This window comes from Dyella sp. (assembly GCF_036384435.1).
Taxonomy (GTDB): domain Bacteria; phylum Pseudomonadota; class Gammaproteobacteria; order Xanthomonadales; family Rhodanobacteraceae; genus GSA-30.
Window position 1 is genome coordinate 19,024 of sequence record NZ_DASVMI010000157.1, and the last position, 20,190, is coordinate 39,213.

Genomic DNA, 20,190 nt, shown 5'->3' on the forward strand with positions numbered 1-20,190 from the left:
GCCTCGTCAGAACATGTCCGTGGCCGGTTCGCGCGTATCGGCGATCGAACCGCGTGCGGCGATGTGGTCCCCGGTGATCATTTGCGCGTAACTCGCGCCCGGGCCGACCATTGGATATACGCCAGCGTCCGGGTCGATCAGCACTTCCAGGAAGGCCGGGCCCGGAAAATCGAGGAAGTCGGCGATGGTTGCCTGCAAGTCGTGTGGATGTTCCAGCCGCCGGGCCCACTCGAAACCATCGGCTTGCGCGGCCTTGATGAAGTCCTTGCGATGCAAGCTCTTGTCCGACGACGCGAAACGCCCCTTGAAGAACAGCTTCTGCCATTGACGCACCATGCCATCGCCGATGTTGTTCAGCACGACCACTTTGACGGGCAGGCCGTAGGTGGTCACGGTCTCCAGCTCACCCAGGTTCATGCGGATGCTGGCATCGCCGTCGATGTCGATCACCACGCAATCGCGTCGGGCAAATTGCGCGCCGATCGCGGCGGGAAGACCAAAACCCATCGTGCCCATCGAGCCGGAGGTCAGCCAATGACGGGGCTCGCGAAAATGGAAATACTGCGCGGCCCACATCTGGTGCTGGCCCACGCCTGTGCTGATGATGGCGCGGCCCTGCGTGCGCCGGTTGATTTCCTCGATGACCGCGTAGGGCTGCACGAGCGCGCTGTCGCGGTCGAAATTCAGCGCGTGGTCGCGCTTGAGCGACGCCACGTGTGCGTGCCAAGGTGCATAGGTTTGCGCGCTGCTACGATCGAAACCATGCGCCTGACCGTAGTCGCACAGCCGGGTCAGTGTCCTGGTCAAGTCGCCGACATGGTGCCATTGCACCGCCTTGACCTTGCCGATTTCGGCCGGGTCGATATCGATCTGTGCCACGGCGCGGGCGCCGGGGGCGAATTTCTCCGGCACACCGGCGACACGGTCGTCGAAGCGCGCGCCGAGCGTGAACAGGAAGTCGCAGTCTTCTACCGCATAGTTGGCATAGGCCGTGCCGTGCATGCCCAGCATGTGCAAGGCCAGTGGCTGGGTGGTGTCATAGGCGCCCAAGGCCATCAGCGTGGTGGTAACAGGGACGCCGAAGGTATCGACGAAACGACGCAGCGCATCTGCCGCGCCCGAGGCGATGACACCGCCGCCGGCGTAGATCAGCGGCCGTTGCGATTGCGCCATGGCTTGGAAAAATGCCGCACACTGCGCATCGTCCAGGTGGGCCTGCTCGATCGCACGCAGGCGCGCGCGATAACCGGGAATCGGCAAGTTGCCGCGACCGGCAAAGGTGAGCATCGCGTTCTGCACGTCTTTGGGGATATCGACCACCACCGGCCCGGGACGACCACTGCGGGCAATCTCGAACGCCGTGCGCAGGGTCACTTCCAGACGATCGGGATCGGTCAGCAGGAAGACATGCTTGGCGCAGGAACTCATGATGTTGCTGATCGGCGCCTCCTGGAAGGCGTCGCTGCCGATAGCCGTGGTCGACACTTGTCCGCAGATCACCACCATGGGCACCGAATCGGCCATCGAGTCGCGGACCGGTGTGACCATGTTGGTCGCGCCAGGGCCTGACGTGACGATCGCCACGCCGACCTGGCCCGATGCGCGCGCGTAACCGGCCGCCATGAAGCCGGCCCCTTGTTCGTTGGCCGGCACGATCAAGGGCATCGGTTCGCCGCCATCGGGGCCGATGTGCGTGGCGTTGTAACGGAACACGGCGTCGTAGACCGGCAGGATCGCCCCGCCGGAGTAGCCGAACAGAACCTTCGCACCCTCGTCGGCCAGTACCTGGACCACGACTTCAGCCCCGCTCATCATCTGTCCGGCCAGGGGATGCGTGTCATCGTGGATGGGGATCTGGTGCTGCGCAGATGTCATGTCGCTTGGTGTACCTGGTTGAGTTGGGTTGGAAGTGAGCGTTTGGGCCAGGAGTGAGTGAACAGGAGTGAGGAGTTGGAGAAGAGCGTGAGGACGTTGGGTGTTGAGAAAGCGCTTCGTACAGCAAGCTCTTACTCACTCCTCACTCCTCACTCCTCACTCCTGTTCACTCACTCCTGGCCCAGCCCCTGACTCCTCGCTCGAATCAGCTTGCCTTCTTCAGTGGCTCGCCAGCAGGTTGCGCCGCACCGGCATTCAGCCACGGCATGCGTGCACGCAACTGGGCGCCGACCTGCTCGATGGGATGATCCAGGTCGGCCTGCTTGAGCTTCTTGTAGTTGGGCAGGCCGGCGTTGTATTCGGCGATCCAGTTGCGCGCAAACGTGCCATCCTGGATGTCGGTGAGCACGGCCTTCATGCGTTGCTTGGTGTCCTGGTCGACCACGCGCGGGCCGCTGACGTAATCGCCGTACTGCGCCGTCTCGGAGATGAATTCGAGCATACGCTTGAGGCCGCCCTCATAGAACAAGTCGACGATCAGCTTCAGTTCGTGCATCACCTCGTAGTAAGCGATCTCCGGCTTGTAGCCGGCTTCGACCAGGGTCTCGAAGCCCTTGATCACCAGCTCGCTGGCGCCGCCGCACAGCACCGCCTGTTCGCCAAACAGATCGGTCTCGGTTTCTTCCTTGAAGTCGGTTTCGATCAGCAAGGCACGGCCACCACCGATGCCAGCCGCATAGGCCTTGGCGTTGGCTTCGGCGTTGCCGGTGGCATCCTGGTGCACGGCATACAGGCAGGGCACGCCGCGACCGATCTCATATTCGCGACGCACCAGGGCACCCGGCCCCTTCGGCGCGACGAGTACGACGTCGATGTCCTTGCGTGCCTCGATCTGCTTGAAATGCACGTTGAAGCCATGGGCGAACAGCAGCGTCGCGCCGGCCTTGATGTTTGGTGCAATGGCATCGCGATAGATGCCCGGCTGGGTCATGTCCGGCGTCAGCACGGCAACCAGGTCAGCGTCACGTACTGCGTCGGCCGGTTCGGCCACCTTGAAGCCCTCGGCGCGGGCGCGTTCCCATGACGGGCCGCCCTGGCGCAGGCCTACGACCACATCGAGGCCGGAGTCGCGCAGGTTCAGCGCGTGCGCGCGGCCCTGGCTGCCGTAACCGAGAACGGCGATGCGGGCGTGGCTGAGTTTGTCGGTCGTTGCGGCGGGTTGGCTCATGCAAAGGCTCCTGTAAGGGCGCAGTGGGAAAGGGAATGCGTTATCAAAAAAAATTGCCGCCTCCGCGCCTGCTCGAGCAGGAGGGGTGAGGTGCATCGGCATCGCGCGGGGCGATCGGGCGACGCCGTTTCCTTCACAGGCGCGGAGGCAGCAAGGAGAGAACCATCAGCCACAGGCGCGAGCGCCCGCGAAGAAGGCGCCGCTGGTCGCGGCGTGCTCCTCGAATGCCTTCAGCACGGCCACCTGGACCTGCGTGGTACTGGCCTGGCCACCGATGTCGCGGGTATGCGGGCCATCACGCAATACGTCTTCGACCGCAGCCTCCACGGCATTGGCTTCGTCTTCCAGTTGCAGCGAGTGGCGCAGCAACATGGCCGTCGAGAGAATGGCGCCGGTGGGATTGGCCACACCCTGGCCGGCGATGTCCGGGGCCGATCCGTGGATGGGTTCGTACAAGCCGTTGCTGCCTTCGCCCAGCGAGGCCGAGGGCAGCAGGCCCAGCGAACCGGCCAGCGCGGCGGCTTCGTCGGTGAGAATGTCGCCGAACAGGTTTTCGGTGACTACCACGTCATAACGACCGGGTTGTGTCAGCAGCAGCATGGCCATCGAATCGACCAGCTGGTGTTCGAGCTTGACGTCCGGGTAGTCGGCCGCGATGCGTTGCACGGTGGTGCGCCACAGGCGCGAGGTCTCCAGCACATTGGCCTTGTCCACCGAAGTGACATGACGACGGCGCTGGCGCGCCAGGTCGAAGGCGCGACGGGTGACGCGCTCGATTTCCGCGACGGTGTACTTGCACTCGTCCGTGGCGGCGTCGCTCGTGCGGGTCTTGGCACCGAAATAGGCGCCGCCCGTGAGTTCGCGCACGAACAGTACATCCACGTGGCGCAGCTTTTCTTCCTTGAGCGGTGACAGCCTGGCCAGCGCCGGATGCACCTGGAGGGGCCGCAGGTTGGCATAGACACCCAGGGCTGCGCGCAGGGCGAGCAGGCCTTGTTCGGGCCTTACGCGAGCATTCGGATCAGACCACTTGGGGCCGCCGACGGCGCCCAGCAGCACGGCATCGGCTTGCTTGCACGCTTCCAGCGAGGCTTTGGGCAGTGGCTCGCCATGGGCGTCGATGGCGCAGCCGCCGATGGCATGTTCCTCGAAGCTGAATTCGTGGCCATAGTGCTCGGCCACCGCGCGCAGCACCGCAACGGCGGCAGCGGTCACTTCGGGGCCGACGCCATCGCCAGGCAGGGTAACGATGTGGGCTTTCATGCGGCCTCCTTGCGGGCTTGCGTGAGTTGTTCGTAGTGGGAGATGGCGTCGTTGTGCTGCAAGAGATAGCCGAGCTGGTCCACGCCATTGAGCAGGCAGTGGCGTGCGAAGGGCTCCAACTGGAAGCCGATGCGGCCACCGTCGGGCAGCGTGATGTGCTGCTCGCGCACGTCGACGATCAGTTCAACGCCCGGGTGTTGAAGCAGCCAGCGATGCTCGGCTTCGTCGATCACGATCGCCAGCAAGCCATTCTTCAACGAGTTGTTGCGAAAGATGTCGGCGATTTCGCTACAGATCACCGCGCGGATGCCGTAGTCGAGCAGGGCCCAGGGGGCGTGTTCGCGCGAGGAGCCGCAGCCGAAGTTGCGGCCGGCCACGATGATTGAACAACCGCGCGCTTCGGGCTTGTTGAGCGGGAAGGCCGGGTTATCGCTGCCGTCGGCCTGGTAGCGCCAGTCGTTGAAGCACAGCTTGCCTAATCCGGCGCGTTCGGTGGTGGTGAGAAAGCGCGCCGGAATGATGCGATCGGTGTCGATGTTTTCATCTGGCAACACGGCGCTGCGGGACTGGATACGGGTAACGGGTTTCATGCGGCAGCCTCGGTCAGGAATTCGCGCGGGTCGGTGATCACGCCGGTCAGCGCGGACGCGGCGGCGGTCGCGGGGCTGGCCAGCACGGTACGCGCGCCTTTGCCCTGGCGGCCCTCGAAGTTGCGATTGGACGTACTGACCACCAATTGGCCTGGCTGGGCCATGTCGCCATTCATGGCGATGCACATCGAGCAGCCCGGAATGCGCCATTCGGCGCCGGCTTCGGTAAACACCTGATGCAGGCCTTCGCGTTCGGCGTCGCGGCGCACCGCTTCGGAACCGGGTACCACCAGCATGCGCACACCCTGGGCCACGCGTCGGCCTCGCATCACGTTGGCGGCCTCGCGCAGGTCGGACAGGCGCGAATTGGTGCAGCTACCGATGAACACCACGTCTACCGGCGTGCCGCGCATCGGCTGGCCAGGCTTGCTCCGCATGTAGTCGAGCGCACGCTTTTCCTGCGCGTTGCGTGCGGCCGGCACCGGCGTATCCATGGCGATCGCCATGCCCGGGTGGGTGCCGAAAGTGACCGTCGGCCGCACTTTGCTGGCGTCGATATGCACTTGCCGGTCGTAGCTGGCGCCTGGATCGCTACGTAATGCACGCCAGCGCGTGATCGCCTCGTCCCATGCTGCGCCCTGCGGTGCGTGCGGGCGCCCCTTGAGCCATGCGAACGTGGTTTCGTCCGGGGCGATCAGGCCGGCGCGCGCACCTGCTTCGATCGACATGTTGCACACGGTCATGCGCTCATCCATGGATAGTGCCTCGATCGCACTACCGCGATATTCGATGACGTGGCCGGTACCGCCATCGACGCCGATTTCGCCGATGATGTGCAGGATCAGGTCCTTGGCACCCACGCCTTGCGGCAACTCTCCATCGACGTGGATCGCCAGGGTCTTGGGCTTGCGTTGCAGCAGGCACTGCGTGGCCATGACATGGCCGACTTCGGTGGTGCCGATGCCAAAGGCCAGTGCCCCGAAGGCACCATGGGTGGAGGTGTGGCTGTCGCCACATACGATGGTCATGCCCGGTTGCGTAGCGCCCAGTTCGGGGCCGATCACATGCACGATGCCGCGATCGCTGCTGTCCCAGCCATGCAGCGCGACACCAAATTCACGGCAGTTGGCTTCCAACTGCGCGACCTGTGCCTTGGCTTCGGCATTGGCGTAGGGGCGTTCGCCGTCGGCGCCAGCGGCGAGCGTCGGCGTGGAGTGATCGAGCGTGGCCAGCATGCGGTCCGGGCGGCGCACCGCGAGGCCACGTTCGCGCAATTCGCTGAATGCCTGCGGCGAAGTCACCTCATGCACCAGGTGCAGGTCGATGTAGAGGATGGCGGGCGTATCGGTGGTTTCGGGAGCAACGACGTGTGCGTCCCACAGTTTCTGAAAAAGATTGCGCGGGTTCATGCAGCTTCTCGGGTGGCTTGGGTATGGACAGGCGTGAGCCAGCCACGGGTATCAGGAGTGCGACCTTCAAACAGGCCGAAGAAGCGGTCGCGCAAGTTCAGCGTGATCGGGCCTGGCTTGCCGTCGCCAACCGCCTTGCGATCAACCGAGCGCACCGGGGTGATTTCGGCGGCTGTGCCGGTGAGAAAGATTTCGTCGGCGCTGTACAGAGCCTCGCGTGGCATTTCGCGTTCCTCGACGCTATAGCCCAGGTCGGCAGCCAGCTCGATCACCGATTCGCGCGTGATGCCGGCGAGGATGCCGGCGCTGGCCGGCGGTGTGTAGATGCGTCCGCGCCTGACGACGAACACGTTCTCGCCAGCGCCTTCGCTCAGCAAGCCGTTGGCACCCAGTGCAATACCCTCGTCATAGCCGCCGCGGCGTGCTTCCAGGCAGATCAGCTGACTGTTGAGGTAGTTGCCGCCGGCCTTTGCCCAGCTCGGTACGGTGTTGGGGGAGGGGCGGTGCCAGGACGACACGCATACGTCGGCCCCGCGCTCGGCGGCCTCGCCCAGGTAAGCGCCCCAATCCAGCGCCATGATCGCCACGTCCACCGGCGCGCCCGCCTTGGGTAACACGCCCAGGCCGCCAGCGCCGCGGAAAACGATCGGACGCACGTAGGCGGACTTCATGCGATTGGCACGAATCAGCTCAAGGCAGGCTTCGTTGATCTCGTCCTCGCTGTAGCCGATCTCGATTTCATAAACCTTCGCCGACTCGAACAGGCGGCGGGTGTGGTCTTGCAAGCGGAAATAGGCAGGACCGTCCGGAGTGGCATAGACGCGTTCGCCTTCGAACACCGAAGAGCCGTAATGCAGCGCGTGGGTGCTTACGTGCACGGTGGCTTCCGTCCAGGGGCGGATCTGACCGTTGTGCCACAGAAAGGGGGTACTCATGCCGTTGCTCCTTGGGCTTTTGCCGCGACGCTGGAGGGCGTCTGGCGTTCGATACGATTGACGATGGCCAGCGCTGCCAGTGCGGTGGCTTCAACGATGTCGGTACTGACGGCGTGACCGCCCCATGCGCGTTCGCCATGGCGTGCCGTCAGCTGTGCGTGACCTTGAGCATCGCCACCTTCGCCCACGCCGCGCACCTGGAACTGGGTCAACTCCAATTCGGTGCCGGTCGCACGTTCGATAGCGCGCAGCACTGCATCGACCGGGCCGTCGCCGATGGCCGCTTCACCCACTTCTGCGCCGTTTTCATGCTTGAGCCTGACCGAGGCCGATGCGCTGCCGCCCAGGTGCGAATTGCTGTTGAGCTGCACCAGGCGCCACGGGCCAGTGGCTTCCGGGTCATGGCCCAGGGCGATGGCTTCCAGGTCGTCGTCGTGCACTTCGCGCTTCTTGTCGGCCAGGGACTTGAAGCGTGCAAAGATGTTGTCCATCTCCGCGTCATCGGGTGTGTAGCCCATGCTCTGCAAGCGCGCACGCAGCGCATGCCTTCCGGAATGCTTGCCCAGCACCAGTTTCGTCTCGGCGATACCGACATCCTGCGGGCGCATGATTTCGTATGTGCCGCGATGCTTGAGCATGCCATGCTGGTGAATGCCCGATTCGTGTGCGAAGGCATTCTCGCCAACGATCGCCTTGTTGCGTGGCACGTGCTGACCAGTCAGCTGGCTGAGCAGGCGGGAGGTGGGATACAGCTTGCGCGTATCGATGCGCGTATCGATGCCGAAATGAGGCGCACGTACCTTCAGTGCCATGACGATCTCTTCCATCGCGGCATTTCCGGCGCGTTCGCCGATGCCGTTGATGGTGCACTCGACTTGCCGGGCTCCCGCGCTGACGGCAGCGAGGCTGTTGGCTACGGCCATGCCCAGGTCGTTATGGCAGTGCGAGGAGAAAATCACCTTGTCGGCATCGCGCACATGGCGGCGCAAATAGCTGAAAAGCTCATGCATTTCGCTGGGCGTGGTGTAGCCGACCGTGTCAGGCGCATTGAGCGTGGTGGCGCCGGCGGCGATGACCGCATTGAACACCTCGACCAGGAATTCCGGTTCCGTGCGCAGCGCGTCCTCGGCGGAGAATTCCACTTCGTGGCATAGCCCACGTGCGCGTTCGACCGCCTTCACCGCCGTATCGATCACCTGCTGCTTGCTCATGCCCAGCTTGTGCTCGCGGTGCAGCGGACTGGTGGACAGGAACACGTGGATGCGCGAGTGATGCGCTTTCTCGATGGCGCGGCCGGTAGTATCGATATCGCCGATCTGGCAACGTGCCAGGCCGCACACGGTGGCATGGCGTAACATGCCTGCGATTTCTGCAACGGCGGCGAAATCATCGCGCGATGCCTGCGGAAAGCCGGCTTCGATGATGTCCACGCCGAGTGCTTCCAGTGCATGGGCAAGCCGCAGCTTGGCGCGTCGATCCATCGAAAAACCGGGGGCCTGCTCGCCATCGCGCAGGGTGGTGTCGAAGATGCGTACGCGATCTTCGCCAGGACTGGATTGTTGGTCGGTGGTCATGTTGGCTCCGCGTTGGGTGCTTCGCCGAGGGCAACAAAAAACCCCGCTCCGTTGCCGGTGCGGGGTTCTTTGGGTGGTTTCAGGTTATTTAGCTTTTACCTGGTCACACGCCCTCAGCCCGCACCTCCGTTGGTAATAAGGAGTACGAGTACAAGGGCAAGAAGGAGCTGGCCGCGGAGCTGCAGCAGACCGCTGACCGTCATGCGACGGATCTTTTCGGTAATGCGCTGGTAGCTGTTGCGCTGCGTCATGTTGTCGACCCTAACGGTCCTTGACAACGGCTGTCAACAGTTTCTTGTGAAATTTTTTATCGATCCAGGAAATCGCGATCCATTCGGCATTTGGACGTCCAGATGTCTGGACGTTCAGTCATCCATGCGCCAGATCGTCCAGATACAGGCGTAATGCGTGCTGTAACTGACGTTGCGCGGCCGTGCGGGTGGGGCTGTTCGTCTCCGCATGCAGGGCAACGGCCGCCTTCATCATGTACTGCACGACTGTGGCGGCCGCATGAGCTTGCGATGACGGCAGCGCGGGATAGCGGGCAGCCATGACCTGGGTGAGCTCGTCGCGCACACGCATGCGTATGGTGAGTGCGTCATCTTGCGGAATGGACGGTGCCATTTCCGTCAGCACCGCGAATACCGGATGCTGGCCACGGAAATCCACGAACAGCCGTATGAACTGGCCGGCCAGTTCTTCGTTGTCCCAGTCGCCCGCCCGGGGCGCCAGTTGTGCAATGCGTGCGTACAGGGCTTGGGCGTGCTCGACCACCATGGCCAGTGCCAATGATTCCTTGGTTGGGAAGAATTGGTAGAGCGAACCGATGGATGCACCGGCACGAGCGGCGATCTCGGTCATGGTGGCGGCGTCGTAGCCCTTGTCCACGAAGCACTCGGCCGCCGCGGCCAGCAAGGAGGCGACTCGCTCATGGCCACGCTTGCGCTGAGGGGTGCGCGCGGCCGGGCTTGTTTTTTGTGAGGGCATCCTCATAAACTCCTAAGCGAGGATGTCCTCACTTATCTCAATATTGCCATCCGGAGCCCCCCATGGAAAAGCTGGACCCCCGTTCCACCGCCCTGGTGCTGATTGACCTGCAACAGGGCATCACTCCCTTTGTGGGCGGCCCGCATGCCGCCGATGAAGTGTACGGTCGTGCCGGCCGGCTTGCTGCCCGTTTTCGTGAACTGAGTGCGCCTGTCGTTCTTGTCCGGGTCGGCTTTTCGCCCGATTTTGCCGACTCGCTCAAGCCCGTGGCCGATGTCCAGCAACCGGCGCGCCAGCTCCCGGACAACTGGTGGGAATACGTGCCTGAGCTGAAGGCTGGCGATGGCGACATCCATATCGTCAAGCGCCAATGGGGAGCATTCTATGGCACCGAACTGGAGTTGCAGATGCGCCGCCGGGGCGTGCATACCCTGGTGATAGGGGGTGTTTCGACGAATATCGGTGTCGAATCCACTGCACGCGTCGCGTTCGAACTGGGCTTCAACCAGGTGTTGGTCGAGGACGCGATGAGTGCCTCCGACCTGGATATGCATCAGTTTGCGATAAACAAGATCTTCCCGCGGTTGGGCCGGGTGCGTAGTACCGAGCAGGTGCTGGCGATGCTGGAGGGTTGATACGCGCTCACGCCATCGCACGTGGCGTCTCTTCCAGCAGCCACGCCTTGAATGCCGATTCGTCGGCCGGCATCGCTTGCGCGCTGGCCGATCGATGAAGCATGGCTGCGAGGGGGCCGGGCACATCCGGCGAGAAACCAAGCAGTGGCTCCAGCACGGTCTCGAACTTCGCCGGATGTGCAGTGGCTACGACCACCCGCATCCGGCCATCATCGGGCAAGCTGTCGAGTGCTTGCATCGCCGTGGCGGTGTGCGGGCAGAACACCTCGCCATGCTCGCGCGCATGCCGCACGATGGTCTGCCGGATACCCAGGTCGTTCGTACTGGAGGCGGTCAACTCGCCGCGCAGTTCGGTCTCGTCCGGATACGTCCAGCGCAGTCGCTCGAAGTTGCTTGGTGCGCCCACGTCCATCGCGTTGGCCAGCGTCTGCACGGTGGGTTGCGGCGTGTAGGCAGCGCCGCTGAAAAATGCCGGCAACGTGTCGTTGGCGTTGCACGCCAGGTGAATGTGGCCGATGGGCAGGCCGATCTCGCGAGCCCACACACAGGCCAGTGCGTTCCCGAGGTTGCCGGTAGGAATAATGAAACTCGCCTCCATCCCGCTCTCGCGCCAGATCTTCAGCGCCGCGTGCGCGTAGTAACTCATTTGCGGCAACAGACGACCCAGGCTGATGCTGTTGGCCGATGACAACGGCCGGCGTGCCTGCACGTCGGGATCGGTAAGCATGGCCTTGGCCATGCGCTGGCAGTCGTCGAAACTGCCATCCACGCGCAGGGCTTGCACGTTGTCGCCGAAGCAGCCCAGCTGATGCGCTTGCCGTGGCGACACGCGGCCATCGGGATAAAGAATGACCACGTCCACACCATCCTGTCGGTGCAGGGCGCCAGCGACAGCGGCGCCCGTATCGCCGGATGTTGCGACCAGGATGGTCAGGCGGCCGCCATCGGCGCGCGGCTGGCGCGCCAGGCAGGCGGCCAGAAAGCGCGCGCCGACATCCTTGAATGCCGCGGTCGGGCCATGGAAAAGCTCAAGCATCATGGCATTCGCGTGCGAAGCCAGCGGGCGCAACGGTGTATCGAAGTTCAGTGCCTGGGCGCAGATGGACGGCAACGCGCTCTCCAGCGTGCTGCCGGTAAAAAAGGGTGCCAGCAGGCGTTCGGCGACTTCGGCCAGCGTATGTGCGCCGTCGAACGCATCGGGTGGCAGACGCGGCAATGCCTCGGGTACATACAAGCCGCCGTCCGGTGCGAGGCCGGCACTGATGGACTGTTCGAGTGTTGCCGATGCAGTGCCACGGGTACTGTGAAACAGAAGCCTTTCGTGCATGGATTCTCAGCCTTCTTCCAGCAGGTGTGCCGCCGGTCCCTGGATGGGTGAAACGAATGCGTCGCTTTCCAGGCCTCCTTCAGCGAAGGCGCGGGACATCGCTTTCGCAGCGGCCTCGGCATCGGCGCGGTTCTCGTACCAGCCGAAGACACTAGGGCCAGCGCCGGAAATGCTCGCGCCCATCGCATGGTGATCCAGGGCAGCCTGCTTGACCCGTGGAAAGCACGGCACCAGCGGCGCCCGGCGTGGCTCGATCAGCACGTCCTTCAGTCCTTCGCGAACCAGTTCGGCTTCGCCGCGATAGCAGCCTGCCAGCACGAGAGCGAGATGGGCGCTCTGCGTGACGAACTCGCCCAAGGCATACTCGCCGGCCAGGGCCGCACGTGCCTTGCGTGTTTCCAGCACGGCATGCGGATGCACGAGGGCGCAATGCCATTGCGCTGGTACCGGGATCGGCACCAGACGATCGCGAGTCGCCAGCACCAGGCCGCCCAGCAGCATGCCGCCGATATTGTCGCCATGGCGCCCACCGCTGGCGACGGCCTCGCCTTCCAGGGCGAAGCCATACAGCGCTTCACGCGGCAGTGGGCGCTCAAGCAGTGCATTGGCCGCCACCAGCGCTGCCACGCATGACGATGCCGAGCCGCCCATGCCCGAGCCCAGCGCAATGCCCTTGTGCAGCACCAGCTCGAAGCCGTGGGCCAGGCCGAGTGCCTTGCGCAGCGCAAGCAGCGACGCGCCGGCCGTATTCAGGCGTGCCTCGGTCGGCAGTGGGTCGCGTGCACCATGGATCGCGGTAATGCGGACTTCCGGTTCGGCAATACGCCGCACCTGTGCGCGATCGCCTGCGCCGGCCACGCTATGGCCAAGAATGTCGAATCCGACACCGATATTGCCGACACTGGCGTAGGCAATCGCCTGAGCTGCTTGCATGGTTCGCGTAACCGGCCGGGGATAAACCTCACATTGTGCATTCATGGCCTGAACTCAAGCGTGTCGGCGATTCGCAGAAGGTCGGAGAAAATGCCCGCGGCGGTCACTTCCGGTCCCGCGCCCGGGCCTTGCACGAGCATGGGGTTGTCGCAATAGCGATGCGTGGTGAATTGCACCACATTGTCGGTCAGGCGCGAATGCGCAAACGGGTGCGAAGCAGGCAGCACGGTCAGCGCCACTTTGGCGTTTCCATGAGCATCCAGGCTTGCGACATGGCGAAGCACGCCGCCTTCAGCGCGAGCCTGGGCCAAGCGCGCGACCATGGGGGCATCCAGGGTATCCATCCGCGCCAGGCACTCTTCCTTCGATACCTCGGCCAGATCCGCTGGCACCAGGCTCTCGACCTCGATGTCGTCCAGCGACAGATGCCAACCGGCTTCGCGAGCCAGGATCACCAGCTTGCGCGCGACATCGCGTCCAGACAGGTCGTCACGCGGATCGGGTTCCGTATACCCCAGGCCATGGGCTTCGCGCACCAGCGCGGAAAACGGCCGGCTGCCGTCATAGCGATGGCATAGCCACGCCAGTGTGCCGGAGAACATGCCGTCGACGGCAAGCAGGCGATCGCCGGTATCGAGCAGGTCACGCAAAGTCTGCACCACCGGCAAACCGGCGCAGACGGTGGCTTCGTAGCGAAAACGTGCGCCGCTGCGGCAACTGGCGCGAATGGCGTGCCAGCGTTCCAGCGATCCGCTGCCGGCGAGCTTGTTCGGCGTCACCACGTGCACGCCCCGGGCAAGCCAATCGGCGTAATGGGAGGCCACATGATCATTAGCGCTGCAATCGATCAGCAGTGCATGGCGTCCATCGAGCCCGCGGACATGATCGGCGAATGCGTGCAGGTCGGTGGGACGCCAGATTTGCGCGGTATCGTGACGGGCATTGAGGTCGGGATCGTCGATATCCAGCCACATGCGCCGGCTGGCGGCCACGCCGCACAGCTTCAAGTCCAGTCCACTGCCCGCCAGGCGTGGTTGCGCATTGCGCAGTTGAGAGAGCAGGGCGCTACCGACACGGCCGGGCCCGATCAGGCCCACGGCCAGCGCGCGGCGGCGTGTATCGGTGGTCGGTAGCGCTGCCTGAAGTGGTGGTGGTGCGGATTCTTTGGCCGGTAGCGGAGCACACACGTTCACGATGACCTCCTTTTTGGTGAATGGAGGCCCTGCTTCGTCATCTGGCGGTTCGGGGAGTGCCGGCCCGCCTCTGTCGAGGGGCGGGGCCGTTGCGTTCGGGTCTTACTCTTGCACGCGTACGGACATCCGCCCAGGCCGGGTTCCGGTTCCGGTCGTGGTAATAGTCGTAATCGCGATGAACACGACACCGGCCCCGGCGGATACCGGGGTGAGCGAAATGCGCGCTGGCAGGCTCGAAGGCGTCATGGCCTTGACCATAGGGTGGATGCTGCATCGCAGTCAATAGGTGCGTTTGCAACCGATGCCCATGACCTCTGGCATAGGCCGTTATTGTGCCGAAGCTTGGCTGTCCCGGTCAGAAAGACCGCGTGTGGAGGCATGGGGAAGTGAATATCGGGATTATTTTCCCGTGTTCGAGAGTTTTCGCGCCGATTTGCAAGCCTAGTCAGGTATCTATCGGAGGTGTTTTAATGGTATATATTCTTCGGTTGTATATTTTTAGGCAGTGCGATGTGCGCGATGTCGCTAATTGAGCATGTCACGGTCGCATGATGCTGGCTTTGCGCGCTGCCTTTGTGCAACCTCACCGGTCCATTTAAAATACTTAGGAAAACACATGGCAATTGATCTCAAATCGCTTTCTCCGACCCAGCTTCAGGCGCTCATCGCTAATGCCGAGTCCCACATGCAGGAGGCTCGCGCCACCCAGGTGCAGGAGGTCCGGAAGAAGATCGATGCGTTGCTGAGCGGCAGTGGTCTCACGCTCGACGACATCTACCCCTCTCGCGGCACGGGTCGTGGCGCCCGCGCCAAGGCGGTCGGCAAGCGCGCCATGGTGGCACCGAAATATCGCAATCCGGAAAACCCCGAAGAGACCTGGTCTGGCCGTGGCCGGCAGCCCCTTTGGCTCGTGCAGGCGCTCAAGCGTCGCGGTACGAGCATCGAGCAGTTCCTGATCGAGGGCGCCCAGGTCAGTGCCAAGGCAGCGGCTGGCAAGCCTGTTGCCAACAAGCGTGGCCGCCCCGCCAAGAAGGCCACGCGCAAGCGTGTCAAGCGCTGATCGAGGCTGGCGCCAGAATCGAAAAAAGCCCCGGACGCGGGGCTTTTTTTTGCCTGGGCGGCAGGGGCGACTTTTAGCGACTCTTTGAAATACGGGCCTCGGCCCGGCGAATCGCCCAGTGAACCTGAGCCAGCACGCAGTCGCCTGGCGTTGATGAAGCCACGGGCGCTAGATTCCGGCCTGCGCCGGCGTGACCATTTCGATGAGAGGTTTCAGAAGATTCCCCTCAAAAGCGGCCCCGCCTGCCACGCAGGTGATGACAGGGCCTTTTGCATATTCCTTCGTGAAAGGGCTTATGCGTCACATGTCGACAACCGACGTGGCCCTAAGCAGGGCTTCTTCAATCGGCAACGGTGGCGAAAAGAAGAATCCCTGTGCCCAGTCTACGCGCAGGTCGCGCAGCATGCGTGCGGTATCGGCATCGGTCACATGTTCGGCCACTGTTTGCGCGCCGAGTTTTTCGGCAATCATGACCGTGGCGCGCACCACGGCGTTGTCGTAGACCGATTTGCCCATGTCGCGGACAAAGCTTCCGTCGATCTTGATGATATCGGCTGGAATCTGCTTGAGCCGCTCGAACGATTGATAACCCACGCCAAAGTCATCGATGCCAATATGGCAACCTCGCTCGCGCAATTGTTGGAACAACGCCAGCGACTCGTTCTGGTGGGTGATCGCCGCCGTTTCGGTGACTTCGAAGCACAGGCTGTGCAACGGTAGTACGAAGTCATCCAGTTGCTTGAGCAGGTCGCGCACGAAACCCCGCGATGCCAGTGACTGGCTGGCGAGATTGATGCAGAAGCGGCCAATGTCGGCTAGTTTTTCCGGATGATCGCGTAACCATTGATCGAGATGCCGCACCATCGCTAGGTCCAGTTCGGCCATACGGCGATCAGCCTGCAACTGCTGCACGAACTGATGCGGCATGATCAGGCGCCCGTCATGGTCGCGCAGGCGACATAGCAGCTCACCGTTGATGCTGGCGCTCTCGGCTGTCGACGAAAGAGGAACGAAAGGCTGCAGGTACAGCTCGATCTCCATGGCGCGAATGCGAGACAGCACCGTGGTGGACAACTCCAGGCCGCGCTGGTGTTGTTCACGCGGGTCACCCGGTGCATTGACGGTCACCCGGTGCACGGCCGATTCGCCGCGCAAGCGCGCCTCCAGGGCCGCATCGGAAGCGCGCACGATACGCGCATCCAGCGTATCGCCCTGGCTGGCATCGGCTACGCCAAGATATGGCAGTACATGGAAATGACTTCCCTGCCAGACGAATTCCTGTGCTTGCAACTGTTGCAGCACGATGTCCCAGCTGGCGGTGTGTCCGCCGGGACGAGAGCGCAGCAGCAGGACCAACTGCCCGGTGCTGATGTGAAAGACCTCGGCGACAGGGGATAGCTGGTGCGCAATCCAGGCGTTCATGGCTGCCTGTGCCTGCACGCCGAAGCTGGAGGAAACCTTCTCGCTACGGTCCAGGATCAGGAAACCCAGCGGAATATCCGGATGTCGCGCATGGTTAAGGCGCAGCGCGGACAGGTTCGGCAAACCGCTCAAGGGTTCCATCAGGCTGGCCTGCCGGTATTTGGCAATCGCGGCGTTGCGCTCGCGGCTGTACAAGTACAGCAGCAACACCATCAATTCCAGCGTCATGCATTCGATGCCGATCCGCAGCAGGTCGGCCAGGTCGGGTATCTGGCCGGACTGGTCCATATGCCTGGACAGCGCCGTGGCGAATACGAATTCCACCAGGACCAGCAGCGACATGCTCCAACGCAGTGGCAGCTTGTAGGATGACCATACCACCAGCACGGCAATCAGCAAGCGATTGGCAAGCAACAGCTCCAGTATCGTGTCGGTGCCCGCGTGGTAACGCGTGGCCAGCCGCAGGCAGACCAAAGGCACGATGATGCCGATGATGAGTGGCGTCCACGGGAAGCGGCGTTCCCACCAGTGACGGTCGGCATCTGCCTCGTCTTCGTCGAGCAGGATCACTGGCAGGGCCACGATCAGCCCGCCGAAGAATTTGGCGAAGAATACCTGCACCATATTGCTGGCCAGCGGCGCCCATTGCAGTCCCTGGCCGGAAGGGATCAGCAGCAGGTTGCCGAATGCATAGACGGCCGGCAGCAACACGAGGCCGGCGAAGACGAAGCGTGGGATATGCCGAGCCTGGAATACCTGCGGCTCGTCGTCGCCGTAGACGAAGTTACGGAGGCGGCGCAGCAGCACATAGAGCACGAAGGCAAAGCCGATGCCGAACAGGCAAGGTCGCCAGGGGGATGTGGGTGACTCCAGGATCATCCGGACCAGCCAGCTCGCGGTGATGCTCGCCAGGCAGAGAACCAGGGGTTCACGTTCGCGATAACGCAGCGTGACGATCAGGAGGGCGCCGGTGGCCAGGTGTGCAAGAGAGGCCAGTGAGCTGACGCCGAAGAAATTGGCCCGGTAGCCCACGTCGATCCTGGCCAGCAGGACCGTGACGACAATCAACAGTATTGCGCGCAGCCCATGGCTGCGGGTCAATACCCCGGGCGAAGCCTGCGCCATCGTGAAAAACCGCCTCCCCTTCCGGCAACGCGGCACCCGTCGGCTGCCAGCGAACCCTTGGCTATTTGATACCACATCAGCCAGAGCATCGGCCCGATAGGGATCGACCTTTAGCTCGCGCGTTCGTCATCCGTGGGCAGCCCCATCGAGTTGACGGGTGCGGCCTGTTTATCCAGGCTGATCCTGACGGCGCGACGATGGCGTAAACGCCCGCTTGGCCAGCGTTCGGCACCAGGCGTTCATCGACCGCCTCATCCCTGATATCGCTACCACGGCGAGGGCGCCGAACGGGCTGCGGCGCAAGCGCGAGCTGCGGTCGGTCGATCAGCGTGGCTTCGTCGCACTCCCCGGTCGCGTCTGGTTCGGCGGGCGTGCCGGAAAGGAGCGCTTTTGGAGCGCCTGCCATGCACGCCAAGTCATCGAACGACATGCAAAAAAACGCCGGGCATGACCCGGCGCCTGTCTTGCATGCGTCGTGGCGTGTTCAGTGACTGAGATTGATGGCGTAGATCGCAGTGCCGTCACCGTTGTCCTTCACCTGCGAAATATTGGTCAGCCCGGCTTCCCGGGCCACGTCGATCTTGTTTGCCGCGGTGCGGAACACCACCACACCATGCATCTTCAACGGCGCAAAATGCCATGAGGTGGCCTCCAGGTCCTTGCGTTCGATCGTCTTGTGCTGTTGCAGCCAACGGGCAAGGATCTCGCGTGCGCCATCAGGGGCGGCCAACACGATATTGCTGCCGTTCAGTCCGGGAAAGTTGCCGCCTCCGCTGGCCCGATAGTTATTGGTCGCCACCACGAATACCTGCCCTGGTTTCACTGGTTTGCCGTTGTAGGTCATGTGGCTGATGCGCTGGCCCACCGGCTTGGACACGTCGATCACATAGTGCAGCCCGCCTTGGATCTGGTCGAAGTTGTAGCCGGGCAAGCTCTTGCCGATCAATTCCTGTTCGCCGGGCTTGGAGGGATCGATCTGGTTGAAACGTTCGGCGGATTTCTCCAGCCACGCCTTCACGCCCGCGCCATCGGTCTTCACCACGTTGAGCGTATTGGGATAGAAGTACAGGTCGGCCGCGCTGCGCAGCGTGATGGCACCAGGCTCGACGTCGGTGAAATCATCCGGGCCACCGAAGCCGGTGCGGAATGCCGCCGCCGCCGAGAGTACCGGGACGTGGGCCAGCTCCGGGTGCAGGTGCGGCAGTTCGCTGGCGACATAGTCGCGTTGGGCGGCATTGACCGCGGCCAGCGCCGTCATGTTGCCGACATCGGCGAAATAGCTGCTCATGCGCACGTGGCTTTCGCCGATCGGCGTGTTCACATAAGCCACCGCAGCCTCATGGGCCTGCGCTACCAACGGTGCGATCGTCGGGTCGGCGGGGACGCAATCGGTCTTGCTCTTGCAGATCGGACGCACCTCGCTGTGTGTCTTGTCCTTGTCGATCATCCAGTGACCGTCCTTGCGTTCCAATGCCAGGTCGACCACGCCCAGGTCCTTGCCGAAGAAGCCACCCATGACTGCCGGCGTGCCGCGCACAAAGCCGCGCTTGGCATCGACCTCCTTCATGCCTTCGTAATGGGGGCCCGGAAATTCGGTATGCGAGTGACCCAGAAGCAACACATCGATACCCGGTACCGCGGCCAGATACCAACCGCCGTTTTCCATCTCCGAGGTATAGGTGTCGGTGTTGAGACCGCCATGCAGCACACCCACGATCAGGTCGGGATGCTGGGCCTTCAGTTCAGGCAGGTATTTGTTGGCCGCTTCCACCACGCCGGTGACGGTCACCTTGCCCGCAAGATTCTGCTTGTCCCACTCCATGATCGGCGGAGGCGTAAAGCCGATGATGCCCACCTTCAACGGCACGGTACGCGCCTTGCCGTCAGGGCCGGTGACCGTGATGTTCTTTTCCACCACGGCCCAGGGCTTGAAGATCGGCCGGCCGTCGCGGGCGCTGTACACATTGGACAGCACCAGCGGGAAATGCGGTCCGGCGCAACGATCGCTGTGGCCACCGTCGACGTTCATAGGCGTGCCGGTCACTTGTGACAGGAAACCCAGGCCGTAGTTGAATTCATGGTTGCCTGCGGTGCCGCCGTCGTAGCCGATCGAATCCATCGCGCGGTAGATGCCCAGTTCTTCCCGGCAACCGATTTTCTGGACCTGCGCCTGGTAATCGGCCAGTACGCTGCCCTGGATGGTGTCGCCGCTGTCGAACAGGAAGTTGTTGGCAAACTGCTGGCGCGCCTGGCGGATCAGCGTGGCGGTGCGCTCGTAACCCAGGCTGCTGTCTTGCTTGACCTTGTAATAGTCATAGCTCAGCACGTTGGAATGGATGTCCGTGGTCTCCAGGATCGCCACCTCAGCCTTGCTGCCATCCGGAGCCATGGTCACGTGGTGGCCGGACATACCTGTCTGGGTGGCGCAACCGGCGAGCAACGCCAGCGCGAGAACGGATGGGGCCAATGCCCGGGGCAATGCTTGGGATAAACGCATGAAAAAACGATCCCTTCGATGAGTCGAGCCGGTCAACCTAGCAGATCGGCATGAAATTTCATGTTCAACGGTGGCTGAACCCTGCCGAGAGTCATGGCTTTCAGGAGGCGTGAACCATGCTTGTCGCCGCTAACATG

General features: G+C 63.1%; 16 protein-coding genes. 2 read left to right on the forward strand and 14 right to left on the reverse strand.

Features of this window, described 5'->3' with window-relative positions; all coding sequences use genetic code 11:
* Positions 1-6 precede the first annotated feature (6 nt).
* The 9 genes from ilvB to VF436_RS15270 all read right to left on the reverse strand — a co-directional run bounded on the left by ilvB (position 7) and on the right by VF436_RS15270 (position 9,861).
* A complete protein-coding gene (gene ilvB / locus VF436_RS15230) occupies positions 7-1,875 on the reverse strand; it encodes a biosynthetic-type acetolactate synthase large subunit (protein WP_330904878.1) in 1,869 nt (622 codons plus the stop codon).
* Positions 1,876-2,080: 205 nt separating this feature from the next.
* Complete coding sequence (ilvC, locus tag VF436_RS15235) at positions 2,081-3,103, reverse strand: ketol-acid reductoisomerase (RefSeq protein ID WP_330904879.1); 1,023 nt, start codon at positions 3,101-3,103, stop codon at positions 2,081-2,083.
* 165 nt (positions 3,104-3,268) lie between these two features.
* On the reverse strand, positions 3,269-4,366 hold the full coding sequence (leuB, locus tag VF436_RS15240) for a 3-isopropylmalate dehydrogenase (protein ID WP_330904880.1): 1,098 nt from the start codon (positions 4,364-4,366) through the stop codon (positions 3,269-3,271).
* Entirely contained in the window at positions 4,363-4,956 is a 594-nt protein-coding gene (gene leuD, locus VF436_RS15245; protein ID WP_330904881.1) for a 3-isopropylmalate dehydratase small subunit, read from the reverse strand. Before leuD ends, leuB begins: the two co-directional genes overlap by 4 nt.
* Positions 4,953-6,365, reverse strand: a complete 1,413-nt coding sequence (gene leuC, locus VF436_RS15250) for a 3-isopropylmalate dehydratase large subunit (protein WP_330904882.1) — start codon at positions 6,363-6,365, stop codon at positions 4,953-4,955. Before leuC ends, leuD begins: the two co-directional genes overlap by 4 nt.
* Positions 6,362-7,300, reverse strand: coding sequence for a branched-chain amino acid transaminase (locus VF436_RS15255; protein WP_330904883.1), 939 nt, complete (start codon positions 7,298-7,300; stop codon positions 6,362-6,364). Before VF436_RS15255 ends, leuC begins: the two co-directional genes overlap by 4 nt.
* Complete coding sequence (locus tag VF436_RS15260; RefSeq protein WP_330904884.1) at positions 7,297-8,874, reverse strand: 2-isopropylmalate synthase; 1,578 nt, start codon at positions 8,872-8,874, stop codon at positions 7,297-7,299. Before VF436_RS15260 ends, VF436_RS15255 begins: the two co-directional genes overlap by 4 nt.
* A 113-nt stretch (positions 8,875-8,987) precedes the next feature.
* Positions 8,988-9,125, reverse strand: coding sequence for a hypothetical protein (locus VF436_RS15265; protein ID WP_330904885.1), 138 nt, complete (start codon positions 9,123-9,125; stop codon positions 8,988-8,990).
* Positions 9,126-9,243: 118 nt separating this feature from the next.
* Positions 9,244-9,861, reverse strand: coding sequence for a TetR/AcrR family transcriptional regulator (locus VF436_RS15270; protein ID WP_330904886.1), 618 nt, complete (start codon positions 9,859-9,861; stop codon positions 9,244-9,246).
* Positions 9,862-9,923: 62 nt separating this feature from the next.
* Here VF436_RS15270 and VF436_RS15275 point away from each other — a divergent pair, with 62 nt between their 5' ends.
* On the forward strand, positions 9,924-10,496 hold the full coding sequence (locus VF436_RS15275) for a hydrolase (RefSeq protein ID WP_330904887.1): 573 nt from the start codon (positions 9,924-9,926) through the stop codon (positions 10,494-10,496).
* Positions 10,497-10,503: 7 nt separating this feature from the next.
* Here the strand turns inward: VF436_RS15275 and thrC are convergent, their stop codons facing one another.
* Genes thrC through VF436_RS15290 form a run of 3 tightly spaced genes read right to left on the reverse strand, consistent with a single transcriptional unit; the run spans position 10,504 to position 13,949 of the window.
* On the reverse strand, positions 10,504-11,823 hold the full coding sequence (gene thrC / locus VF436_RS15280) for a threonine synthase (protein ID WP_330904888.1): 1,320 nt from the start codon (positions 11,821-11,823) through the stop codon (positions 10,504-10,506).
* Between the two features lie 6 nt (positions 11,824-11,829).
* Complete coding sequence (locus VF436_RS15285; RefSeq protein ID WP_330904889.1) at positions 11,830-12,801, reverse strand: homoserine kinase; 972 nt, start codon at positions 12,799-12,801, stop codon at positions 11,830-11,832.
* Positions 12,798-13,949 (reverse strand): homoserine dehydrogenase, encoded by a 1,152-nt coding sequence (locus tag VF436_RS15290; RefSeq protein WP_414649868.1) that lies wholly within the window; start codon positions 13,947-13,949, stop codon positions 12,798-12,800. Before VF436_RS15290 ends, VF436_RS15285 begins: the two co-directional genes overlap by 4 nt.
* A 616-nt stretch (positions 13,950-14,565) precedes the next feature.
* Between VF436_RS15290 and VF436_RS15295 the strand changes: the two genes are divergently transcribed.
* Positions 14,566-15,009, forward strand: coding sequence for an H-NS histone family protein (locus tag VF436_RS15295; protein WP_330904890.1), 444 nt, complete (start codon positions 14,566-14,568; stop codon positions 15,007-15,009).
* A gap of 300 nt (positions 15,010-15,309) precedes the next feature.
* Here VF436_RS15295 and VF436_RS15300 read toward each other — a convergent pair whose 3' ends face one another.
* Together VF436_RS15300 and VF436_RS15305 are read right to left on the reverse strand one after the other, a co-directional pair.
* Positions 15,310-17,556, reverse strand: a complete 2,247-nt coding sequence (locus VF436_RS15300; RefSeq protein ID WP_330904891.1) for an EAL domain-containing protein — start codon at positions 17,554-17,556, stop codon at positions 15,310-15,312.
* Between the two features lie 484 nt (positions 17,557-18,040).
* Complete coding sequence (locus VF436_RS15305; protein ID WP_330904892.1) at positions 18,041-20,053, reverse strand: bifunctional 2',3'-cyclic-nucleotide 2'-phosphodiesterase/3'-nucleotidase; 2,013 nt, start codon at positions 20,051-20,053, stop codon at positions 18,041-18,043.
* Positions 20,054-20,190 lie beyond the last annotated feature (137 nt).